The sequence below is a fragment of the Nocardia altamirensis NBRC 108246 genome, assembly GCF_001612685.1.
Lineage (GTDB): Bacteria > Actinomycetota > Actinomycetes > Mycobacteriales > Mycobacteriaceae > Nocardia > Nocardia altamirensis.
Map to the genome: position 1 here is coordinate 21,234 of NZ_BDAY01000017.1, position 9,513 is coordinate 30,746.

Sequence of the window (9,513 nt, forward strand, 5' to 3'; positions counted from 1 at the left end):
GAAGAAATTCCGGCCCTTCGGTGTCTCGACTACGGTTCGATGCGGTCAGCGCACCGCGGTCAGCGATTCGCCGATGTACCACATCTCGTCCGGCGTGGTCACCATGTTGACGGTGGTGCGCGCGGTCGAGGTGGTGACGGTGATCAGGTTCGGCGCCGCGGCATCCTGGACCAGGACCACGTCGGCAGCGAACTGGCTCGGCGGATCGTGCGGGTCGCGCACGTGCACGATGGTGGCGCCACCGGTGAGCGTGGTCGGCGCGATGCCGTCGAAGACGACCACGGTCGCGAGCGAGCCGGTGCCGCCGGGTTGCGGGCTGGCAGGCGCCTGGTGGTGGCTGGCGCCCGCGAACCGGGGCGCGAGCGAAAGCGAATGCGGCGACGCGACATTGGCGACCATCGAGTGCCACGCGTCGGGCCGGTCGGTGTGCACGATGGTGTGCGCGCCGAGCGCGATGGCCCGCAGGATCACCTGCTGCGCCAGGTCCAGCTTGCCGATCACTTCGAGATGCCGTGTGCCGTCGCCGATCAGCGGTACCGCGATCCCCTGGCCGATGTCGTCCGCGCCGATGAGCTGGCCACAGCCCGCGGTGGGCACCGCGATCCCCTGTAGCGCCGACAGCGGGCCGCGATAGTCGCCTGCACCACTGGACCCACCGCGGCCCGCCTGCAACGGCAGACAGTCGAGCAGGGCCCGGTATTGCCTACCTGTGAGCGCGCGCAGGCCGGGCACCGGCGGCTCATCCGGTTCGTAGGCGGTGTCGAACCGAACCAGCGCGGCCAGCGTGACCGGCGGCTCGGTGTTCTCATACGCCCGACCAGGTTTCCGCTCGCCGGGCCGCATCCGCACGGTCATCGTGGTGCCGAGGCTCGGGGTGGCCCAGATGTCGGCGAAGCCGCGCTCGCCGATCAGCTCGGGGCCGATCTCGTAACTGGTGAGGTACACCAGATCGTCGTGCACCAGCGAGATCGGTGTCTCGGCGAACTCCTCCAGCGCGATGCCGCGGGTCAGCCTGCGGGTCGCGAGGTTCATCTCCGCCGCGGTCAGCACCGAGACCGCGATGTCCCGGGCGGCGAGCCGATTGGCCACCCGCCTGGTCGCGATGGTCGCGGTGCGCAGCGCGCCCGGGCCGCCGCCGCCCCGATTGTCGACGGCCTCCGCGTTGGCCAGCGGGTCGAGGCGAAGCACCAGCCAGACCGTGCGGTGCGCGATGGCGGGCAGCGGCCCGATGATCGCGTCGTAGAGCTGGGCCACCGGGCCGCCGCCCGCGGTACGCGCGCCGGTGCTGATCACGTCGACCGAGGCCAGGTTGATATCGAATTGTTCGAGGCACCTGGCGATCTCGGTGAGCGGCAGCACCTGATCGGTGCTCAGCGAGCCGCGACGCAGCAACGTCAGCGCGTCCGGCGGCGGGTCGATCCGGATCATCGTGGTGAGCAGCTCGCCGTCCCAGTGCACGCCGTAGCTGCCGCCCTCGGGCAGCGGTACGTCGATCGCGTCCGGGCCAGCGGCCTGCGGGCCCGGCTTGGCCCGCCGCCAGCGGTAGGCGATGGCGCGCGCCACCATTCCGGCCACGTTGCGCGGATCCCGTCTGCGCAGCGGCGCGGCGCCGAGGACGAACACCACAGCGCCGGACAGGATGATGGCCCACAGCGGCGCGTCCAACGCGGTGGCGATCCAGGCGGCCAGCGCGGCAAGCAGGGCAAGCGGGACCAGCAGCCGCAGCGGCATCTGGCGGAAAAGCCAGAACTCCGGGTCCTGCAGCGCGGGATTCGGGTTTTGTTCCGGTTCGTTCACAGCCTCGTTCACGCTTGTTTCGCCTCGAATCCGGCGACCGGACGAGTCCGGCGCCCTGGGTCTTTCTCGGCTCACAGTACCGTGCGGCAACGCTATTCGTGGCCTGGTCGCCGCTTGAATCGGCGGCGCCCGATTGACACCGAAGGCTGGGCCGATACGGTTGATTGCGAACCGCCTTGCCGGCGGAACCCGTCCTCGGGGTGGACGCGAGAAACACCGCGGCCGTGTCGCTATATGCGACAGAATGACGGGGCAGCGCGTCCGAGGACGCGGCGGAGGAAAGATCATGACGATGGAGAGCACGTGCCGGCTCAGCTGACCACCAAAGCCCAGGTCAATGGCTACCGATTCCTGTTGCGGCGGCTCGACCACGCGCTCGTCCGGCGCGATGTGCGGATGCTGCACGATCCGATGCGCTCGCAATCGCGGTCGATGTTCGTCGGTCTGGTGCTCGGCATCCTGGTGGTGGCAGGCTGCGCCATCCTCGCGTTCCTGCGGCCGCAGGGCTCGGTCGGCGACTCGAAGATCGTGATGGGCAAGCAGACCGGAGCGCTGTTCGTCGTCGTCGCCGACGAGCAGGGCAACACCACCCTGCATCCGACGCTCAATCTCGCATCGGCCCGACTGATCACCGGCAGCGCCGAATCGCCGAATTCGGTGAAGGAAAGCAAACTTTCGTCGCTGCCGCGCGGCCCGATACTCGGCATTCCCGGCGCGCCCGCCGCACTGCCAGGCTCCGGCCAGGGCAACCGGTCGGACTGGTCGCTCTGCGAGACGGTCCAGCTGTCCAGTACCGGTAGCGCCGCCGCGTCGAGCGGGGTGACCACCACCGTGTTCACCGGGCAGCCGCAATTGAACGAACGCATTCGGCGCACCAGCGGCGACGAGGCACTGCTGGTGCGCAGGCAAGACAAGACCTACCTGATCTACGACGGCCAGCGCGCCGAGCTCGACCCGGGCAACTCGGTGATGGCGCGGGCGATGAATCTCGGTGCGGCCAAACCACGTCCGATCGGACCGTCACTGCTCAACGCGGCGACGGCGGTGCCGCCGCTGGCCGCGCCGGATATCCCGCAGGCGGGCCAGCCAGGCCCTGGCAGGCTCTCCGACGTCCCGGTCGGCGGTGTCATCGCAGTGGGTGGCGTCGGCCGCGAGGACCGCGCCGAGCTGTACGTTGTGCTCGCCGACGGAGTGCAGCGCGTCAGCGATTTCGCCGCCCAGGTGCTGCGGACCGCGAATTCCCAAGGCATGCGCGACATCAAGCCGGTCGCGCCGGACCTGCTCACCAATATGCCTGTGCTGCACACGCTTCCGCTGGACCACTTCCCCGCGGGCACCCCGAAGATCCTGTCCGCCGAGGACGCGCCCGTCGGCTGCATCTCCTGGTCGAAAACACAGCAGAGCGGCGGCGTTGCGGACGGGCCGACCGATCGGGCCGCGGTGAGCCTGCTCGCCGGTGCGCGACTGCCGCTGGCCAATTCGGCGACGCCGGTCACCCTGGCGACCTCCGACGGAACCGGTGAGCGCGTCGACGACGCCTACATTCCGCCGTCCACCGGCGAATTCGTGCGAATCACCGGCACCGCGCCTGGCAGCCCGCGCCGCGGCAGCCTGTTCTACGTGGCGGACAACGGCATTCGCTACGGCATCCCGGACATGGCGACCGCGCAGATCCTCGGGCTCGGCGACGCGCCCCGGCTCGCGCCGTGGGCCATTGTCGGACAACTGGTTCCGGGTCCGACGCTGTCCAAGAACGACGCGTTGGTCGGCTACGACAAGTTGCCGCAGGGTCAGTAGCGGATAGACGAGAACGGCCGGCCGGAACAGGGATGTTCCGGCCGGCCGTGTTGTTCAGTTATTCGATTGTTCGATCAGATACGACTCAGGCTCCGAAGGCCGCGACCGATCGTCTTATCGGATACGACTCAGATGCCGAAGCCGTCGCCGATCGTCTTGTCGGTCTGGAACGCGCGCACCAGCGAGTTGTCCACCTCGGTCGCGATCGCCTGCAGGAGCGCATTCGAGTCGCTGAACTCGCTGTCGAACTTCCCCTTCTTCGTCAAGAAGGCGGCGAACGACTCGTTGTTCTCCCACGCGGTCTGCAGCTTGGTCACCGCCGCAGGCAGCTCGACGTCGACCTGGTGCAACAGCTGGCCGTGATACGTCTTGAGGTCGTTGTACAGCTTCATCATGGTTGCTTCGTCATAAAGCATGTCGTCCATGTTTTGTCCTTACGTTTCGTCTCGGATGAGCGGTTCGGTAGCTACTGCCGTCAGAGCTTGAGGCCGCCGAAGTCGTTGTTGGCGTCCATCTCCGTCAGCCGGTTGGCACCGACGCCGACGTGCGTGCCCATCTCGTCGAGGATGGCCTTCAGTCGCCGAGCTTCCTGATCCCAGGCGAGGGCCGCGTCGTTGAACGCCTTCGACGCCTGTCCGCGCCAGCCCTTGGCGGCCGCCTGGACCTCGTCCTGGATCTTGTCGATGGTCGTGCGGATGGCAACGACCGTGTCACCCATGTCCTGCGACGCCTGGGTAGCCGCAGCGCTATTGGATACACCATTACCGGTAGCCATTATGACTGCACCTTTCTTCTGAAATATTCGCTGTGCCAGAAGGTGACACCGGGACGGCGTCACCCGAGTTCGAGATAACTGCGGTGTTCACAGTTGGGATTACTGCTGCAGCCACCTCCCCCCGGGCAACGTCTCGACCAGGCCGGAAATCGCCTGGGCGATACGATGATCGGTGCCCGGTGTAACCGTTGACCAGCGCTGCTGATCTTGGGCGATACCGGGCGCGGCGACGATCCGCCCACGCCCGGTGTCGTAGATGGCGACCGCGCCAGGCGGTCGGGTGGTGACGCCGTCGACGTGGACACAGACCACGATCTCGGCGTAGGTATGGCAGGACGCGAAGGCGAGTCCGTACCCGGCGACATCCCGGTCGGCGACGCCGAGCGCGTACATGGCATCGGCGAAATCCGCCGAAGTCGTTGCCGCCGCGAGTCGTTCGCTCAGCGCATCCGAGGGCGCGCTGAAGTTGACCACATCGGCGGGCACGGCGGGACCGAGCATTTCGAGCACCGGCTTGGCCAAGGTGGCGCCGGAACCGTCGCACCAGATCGTCCGGATGTCGAAGTCGTCGCCGGTCCGGACGGCCAGCGCATGCTGACCACCCCTGCGCGCAAGACACACCCGAATCGGCTTGTCACCGGCGAAGATTCGGGCGACCAGCTCGCAGTCGGGCTGTGCGAGGGTGTGCAGCGCCATGCCGAGGTCCGGCTCGACCTCGCCGTATGCGTCGATGATGCCGCTGTTGAGCAGCGACGACTTCGCCGCCTGCTGCGCGGCGGTCCACTCGTCGAACGAATCCTGCTGCGGACCAACCGCAAGTACCAGCGGCAGCGTTTGGACGCCGACGTGGTCGGCGATCGCGAGCAAGCCGTCGTTGGTCATGGTCGTCACGCGCCACCGCCCGTCGCTGCTCGACCGGTCGGCGCCTGCGGCTCGGGTGCGCCGAGCACGGACGGCGCGGAGACGATGCCGAGGTCGGGGTCGAACTCGGCCGTCGGCGCAACGCCTGCCCTGGTCGACTCGTACTCCTCGTCCTGCGAGCCCATCGCGGACGGTCCGATCGCGCCGGGCGGCACCATCGACGAGGACACCGGCGTGGTCGACGGAATCGGCTGTGGTGCCACCGTTTCCGCAACCTGCGCGGCCTGGGCAACCATCGGCGCCTGGTAGGTGGTCAACGTGCGCGGCACCGAGATCGGTCCGATCGGTCCTGGCAGGCCGAAGCCCGACAGGCCCATCCCGGACGCGCTCGCGGGCATGGTCGCGGAGTTCACCGCCTGCGGCGTGCCGGGCTGTTCGGCTTCCAGCGCCGTGGGGGATGCGATCATCGGCGGCTGTGCGTGCTGCCACGGAGTGGCCAGCGGCTCGGTCGCCGCTTCATACGTGCGCATCACCCGCGAGGCCGCCGCCTTGGCCAGGTCGGCCTCGGCATCGGTCTGTGCGGCAACGGCTTTGATCGGCGCACCGAGCGCTCCGCTGACCGACTCCAACGCCTGCTGTGCCTGTTTGATGGCGGCGATATCGAGCGAGTTCGGCATCGTCAGCTGCGCGAGTTGGAAGGCCGCAGCCTGCTTTTCGGCATGCGCGGCGTTCTCCCCTGCCGCCCTGGCGGAATCGGTGAGCCAGTCGCGCAGCTTCGAAATCCGGTCGAGCACACTGCTACTCGTGCTCGACTCCCACGCACCGTGCAGCGAGGCGATGATCAAGTCGTATTCGACTACCGCCGACCCGAAACCGGCGGCGAGCTTGGCCCAGCTGGCCCCCGCCTCCGCCATCGGTATCGCGCCGGGCCCGGTGGACAGCTCACGGGTGAGCCGGTCGGGCTCCCGTGCCTCCCAGACCACCCCGGTGAACCCGGGCTGCGGTGGTTCGATCATGACAACTCCGTAGTTTTCACCCCGGTCAGGCCGCACCGGCGGTGCCGCCGAACGACTCGACGCTCGCGCTCTCCGAGCGATCGAACTGGCGAACCTGCGACCGCAGCGTCGCGGCCAGCTTGCGCAGTTCGAGCACGCCCGCCGCCGCGCTGTCGGTGTAGGACGTCGCGACGCCGTTCATGGTCTGCGCGGCCCGCTGCGACACCTCGTCGACACCGGCGGCCGGGATCCGCAACGAGACCTCACCCGATCGCAATTCGCTCTCCAGCCGGTCGGCCAAGCCGTCGAGCCGCAGTGCCGCGTCCTTGGCAGCGTCCGCATCGAACCGCACACCGTTGAAATCCGCACCAGTGCTTGCCATGGTGACCTCCTCAGAGGGTCAGTTCCTTATCGGGCGGTGGTTCGGAAACCTGTTCGGCCGCGCCGACCACCGGCAGCGAGACCCCCTCCATGTTGCCGACGACCTCGTCGCCGTGTTGCCCGGTGACCAGGTGTGCGGCCACGCTGCTCGCGTCACCCGCGTCCCTGGCCGCCAGCGCACCGGCCGCGCCGCCGAGCGGCATGATGCCGGGCGAGGCACCGCCGGGACCGATCGAAGACGGCCGCATAGCGACGGGTTCCATTGCCGGACTGCTCGATCCGAGCCCGGACAGCGGGCCGACGCCTGCCACCTTGGTGCCCGCCCACGGGGCGAGCGGTTGCGCCACCGGGGCCATCCCCGGTCCGGGGCCACCGATGCCGACACCAGGGCCGCCACCGACTTCCGTGCCGGATGCGCCTGCGAGCTCTTCGCGCGCCCGATCCTCGCGCTCCTTGGCATCTTTCAGCTCTTTGGCCGGGTCCACCTTCGGCGCGAGCAGCGGCGCGAGCTGGCTCACGCTCTGTGTTCCGGTCTGGGCCAGCCCCATCAACGGCTGAACCAGCTGCATCACTTGTTGAAGACTCTGGGTGGGATCGACACCCTTGGGCGCGGCAGTGATCTTCTTCTTCTGCCCGACCGCCGTCATCTTCCCCGAGTGCACGGTCATTTCGACGCGGGTCTTGCCGACCACCGCCGTCGCCTCGGCCAGGCTCTCTGCGGTCTGCACCGCAACGAACACCTGTCCACCGGGCGTGGCCAGCAGCGGCGATGCCGCGAGCACGGTGGCCAGGTACTTCGCGATGACCGCGGCCAGCAGCGCGCCGCCGACGGCGACCGAGCCTGCGGCCTCGCCCATCGTCGCCTTTTCCTGAACGCTCTGGGTGGCCAGCTCCTGACCGTCGTTGGCGGCCTGGCCTGCCTTGTTGGCCGCTTCGGCAGCGGCCATGCCCTGCCACAGCTGCATGACCGTGCTCAATGCCGTAGTGCCCACTTGCATTGCGGTCTGCAACGCGGTGGTGAGACCGGTCAGCACCTGGGTCGGGTCGGCGCCTGGCCCCGCCGTCGAATTGAGCACGCCGGTGCCGAAACTGCTTGCCAGATCGGTGAACGGTCGCATCAACGCGCTGAGGTCGATCAGCGGCATCGGCGGCATGTCGGGCATGGGCGGCAACGCGCTGAGATCGGGCAGCTGCGGCAGCCCCATGTCCCTGAGGATGTCGTTGACCGGGCGATCGATCAGCGGGGCCAGCGAGCTGCCACGCAGCAGCTCGACGATCGACTGGTCAAGCGGTTGCGTCATGCCAGTTGCTGTTTCACTGCGTCGAATTCGGCACCACTCGCCAACTCCGTCGCGGTATAGGCGGCGACCGCCTGATGCGCGGTCAGCGCGGTGCCCGCATGCACACCAGCCAACTCGAAAACGGAAGCCACGTGGTTGCCTTGGGCATACGCGAACGCCATGAGGAAGTCTTGGCCGATCAGCCCGAAGACGGGCACGGCCGCCGCGACGGTCGCGGCCTGATCGAATGCGCCCGCCGTGGCGATACCGGTCGCCATGGCGGCCGAGGCGTCACCGTAAGCAGAAATCGCATGTCCTGTTGCTACGAGTTCGCTCATCGAAATCCCCGATCCTGTAATGCAATTGACCAACTGTGCTGAAGATACCAACCGATTTGCCTGGTTCGGAAGCCGGTTTGCAGAAACTTAAGGTTCCGCTGATGTGAAAATGATGAATTCGTATGAACGTGAGGCATCTAATCGGCGACCTCCTGGTTGAAGGCGGTGATCAGCTCCGCTCGCTCGGTAAAGGCCCGTCGGGCTGCGGCGTTGGCCGTAGCGACCAGCGTATTCTCGAAATCCGCCGGAGAGAGCCGGGAAATAGCCGAGGTGAACTCGAGGTTCAGCAGCGCGCCGTTACCGTCGACCTCAGCGGTGATCGAACCGTCCGGCGCGGTTTCCCGCGCACGCACGGCGGACATGTCATCGGCGAGATCGCGCACGCGGTACAACCGACGCTGCACACTCGCCATCAATTCGTCCATGGTCTCGTACACGCGACTCAGTTCCTCCCTAGACCGAGCGCAGCCAGCTCCGTGGCTCCGTCTCGTATTCTTCCTCTTCGATGATCTCCTCGCGAGCCACTTGTTCTGGGGTCGGCAAGCCGAGCAGGGCGAGCGCGTCGGCCGACATGCCCGCTGCCTCCAGCTCGGCCCGCCTGGCCAGCCCGGCCCGGCCTGCCGCGTGCTTGTACAGCCGGAGCACCTCGGCGGCGAGCGCGGCCGGATCCCGCTTCAGCTCCGCGGCGTCGATCGAAATCCCCAGTGGCAGGCCCTGTTCGGTGGCCCGTACCGAGATCGCGCCGGTGCGCGAGGCCGCAGTCCATTCGACCGGCGCCTGCGGCGGCGGCGCGGCGTCTGCTCGTTCAGGATCCATAGTGGTCCCCTCTACTTCCCACGAAGTCGATCCCAGCCCGGTTCACAGCCGTTCGTCCTTGATCGCGCGGACCACGGTGACCAACTCCGAACCTTCGCCTACTCAACAGTAGCCAACCGCGTTCGCGAACGAGACCCCCGAAAACGGGGGCACTCGAGCGCAAGCTACTCGCCGCGTTTTCGCGCATTGTGCTCGGCAATCAAACGTTCCAGATCCGCTTGGCGTGCAGCGGAATTGGAGCCGTCCAGCTGGCCGGCGAACGCGGCTTTGGCGGCCGCGACCAGCTCGTCGGTGACCGCGGGGTAGGCCATGGCGATGGCGAACAGGGCCGCGTCGGTCTCCATGTCGAGCCCGGTTTCCGAACGCACGCCCCCGCCCGTCGTCACCGATTTCAGCTCGGCCTCGAAGTTGCGTTGCAGTTCGTCATCGGTGGGGTATCTGCTGCGCACCATGTGTCTCCTTTCCTCGGTTGT

Annotated in this window: 12 protein-coding genes; 1 reads left to right on the forward strand and 11 read right to left on the reverse strand. The window is 67.8% G+C overall.

Annotated features, from left to right (window positions below; translation table 11 throughout):
- Positions 1 to 45: 45 nt before the first annotated feature.
- Positions 46 to 1,809: a type VII secretion protein EccE gene (gene eccE / locus NA11_RS11800; protein ID WP_069161889.1), complete on the reverse strand. Its 1,764-nt coding sequence runs from the start codon at positions 1,807 to 1,809 to the stop codon at positions 46 to 48.
- Between the two features lie 291 nt (positions 1,810 to 2,100).
- Here eccE and eccB point away from each other — a divergent pair, with 291 nt between their 5' ends.
- The gene (gene eccB, locus NA11_RS11805; protein ID WP_069161890.1) at positions 2,101 to 3,594 is read left to right on the forward strand and encodes a type VII secretion protein EccB; all 1,494 of its coding nucleotides are present in this window, start codon (positions 2,101 to 2,103) and stop codon (positions 3,592 to 3,594) included.
- A 128-nt stretch (positions 3,595 to 3,722) separates the two neighbouring features.
- Here the strand turns inward: eccB and NA11_RS11810 are convergent, their stop codons facing one another.
- The 10 genes from NA11_RS11810 to NA11_RS11855 form a co-directional block, all read right to left on the reverse strand.
- On the reverse strand, positions 3,723 to 4,019 hold the full coding sequence (locus NA11_RS11810; protein WP_069161891.1) for a hypothetical protein: 297 nt from the start codon (positions 4,017 to 4,019) through the stop codon (positions 3,723 to 3,725).
- Between the two features lie 50 nt (positions 4,020 to 4,069).
- Positions 4,070 to 4,369, reverse strand: a complete 300-nt coding sequence (locus NA11_RS11815) for a WXG100 family type VII secretion target (RefSeq protein WP_084654539.1) — start codon at positions 4,367 to 4,369, stop codon at positions 4,070 to 4,072.
- A 99-nt stretch (positions 4,370 to 4,468) separates the two neighbouring features.
- Positions 4,469 to 5,251: an ESX secretion-associated protein EspG gene (locus NA11_RS11820; protein ID WP_369691123.1), complete on the reverse strand. Its 783-nt coding sequence runs from the start codon at positions 5,249 to 5,251 to the stop codon at positions 4,469 to 4,471.
- A gap of 5 nt (positions 5,252 to 5,256) precedes the next feature.
- Positions 5,257 to 6,246, reverse strand: a complete 990-nt coding sequence (locus tag NA11_RS11825; RefSeq protein ID WP_069161918.1) for a PPE domain-containing protein — start codon at positions 6,244 to 6,246, stop codon at positions 5,257 to 5,259.
- Between the two features lie 25 nt (positions 6,247 to 6,271).
- A complete protein-coding gene (locus tag NA11_RS11830) occupies positions 6,272 to 6,607 on the reverse strand; it encodes a PE domain-containing protein (protein ID WP_069161894.1) in 336 nt (111 codons plus the stop codon).
- Positions 6,608 to 6,617: 10 nt separating this feature from the next.
- The gene (locus NA11_RS11835) at positions 6,618 to 7,907 is read right to left on the reverse strand and encodes a hypothetical protein (protein WP_069161895.1); all 1,290 of its coding nucleotides are present in this window, start codon (positions 7,905 to 7,907) and stop codon (positions 6,618 to 6,620) included.
- Positions 7,904 to 8,224, reverse strand: coding sequence for a hypothetical protein (locus NA11_RS11840; RefSeq protein ID WP_069161896.1), 321 nt, complete (start codon positions 8,222 to 8,224; stop codon positions 7,904 to 7,906). Before NA11_RS11840 ends, NA11_RS11835 begins: the two co-directional genes overlap by 4 nt.
- Positions 8,225 to 8,361: 137 nt before the next feature.
- Positions 8,362 to 8,661, reverse strand: a complete 300-nt coding sequence (locus tag NA11_RS11845; protein WP_069161897.1) for a YbaB/EbfC family nucleoid-associated protein — start codon at positions 8,659 to 8,661, stop codon at positions 8,362 to 8,364.
- A 16-nt stretch (positions 8,662 to 8,677) separates the two neighbouring features.
- A complete protein-coding gene (locus NA11_RS11850; RefSeq protein ID WP_069161898.1) occupies positions 8,678 to 9,040 on the reverse strand; it encodes a hypothetical protein in 363 nt (120 codons plus the stop codon).
- Between the two features lie 164 nt (positions 9,041 to 9,204).
- Positions 9,205 to 9,492: a hypothetical protein gene (locus NA11_RS11855; RefSeq protein ID WP_069161899.1), complete on the reverse strand. Its 288-nt coding sequence runs from the start codon at positions 9,490 to 9,492 to the stop codon at positions 9,205 to 9,207.
- Positions 9,493 to 9,513 lie beyond the last annotated feature (21 nt).

Excerpts from the sequence above, each read along its gene's own strand:
- NA11_RS11850 (WP_069161898.1), bottom strand. The coding sequence starts at position 9,040 with ATGGATCCTGAACGAGCAGACGCCGCGCCGCCGCCGCAGGCGCCGGTC.
- NA11_RS11840 (WP_069161896.1), bottom strand. The coding sequence starts at position 8,224 with ATGAGCGAACTCGTAGCAACAGGACATGCGATTTCTGCTTACGGTGAC.
- NA11_RS11815 (WP_084654539.1), bottom strand. The coding sequence starts at position 4,369 with ATGGCTACCGGTAATGGTGTATCCAATAGCGCTGCGGCTACCCAGGCG.
- NA11_RS11825 (WP_069161918.1), bottom strand. The coding sequence starts at position 6,246 with ATGATCGAACCACCGCAGCCCGGGTTCACCGGGGTGGTCTGGGAGGCA.
- NA11_RS11820 (WP_369691123.1), bottom strand. The coding sequence starts at position 5,251 with ATGACCAACGACGGCTTGCTCGCGATCGCCGACCACGTCGGCGTCCAA.
- NA11_RS11835 (WP_069161895.1), bottom strand. The coding sequence starts at position 7,907 with ATGACGCAACCGCTTGACCAGTCGATCGTCGAGCTGCTGCGTGGCAGC.
- NA11_RS11810 (WP_069161891.1), bottom strand. The coding sequence starts at position 4,019 with ATGGACGACATGCTTTATGACGAAGCAACCATGATGAAGCTGTACAAC.
- NA11_RS11830 (WP_069161894.1), bottom strand. The coding sequence starts at position 6,607 with ATGGCAAGCACTGGTGCGGATTTCAACGGTGTGCGGTTCGATGCGGAC.
- NA11_RS11855 (WP_069161899.1), bottom strand. The coding sequence starts at position 9,492 with ATGGTGCGCAGCAGATACCCCACCGATGACGAACTGCAACGCAACTTC.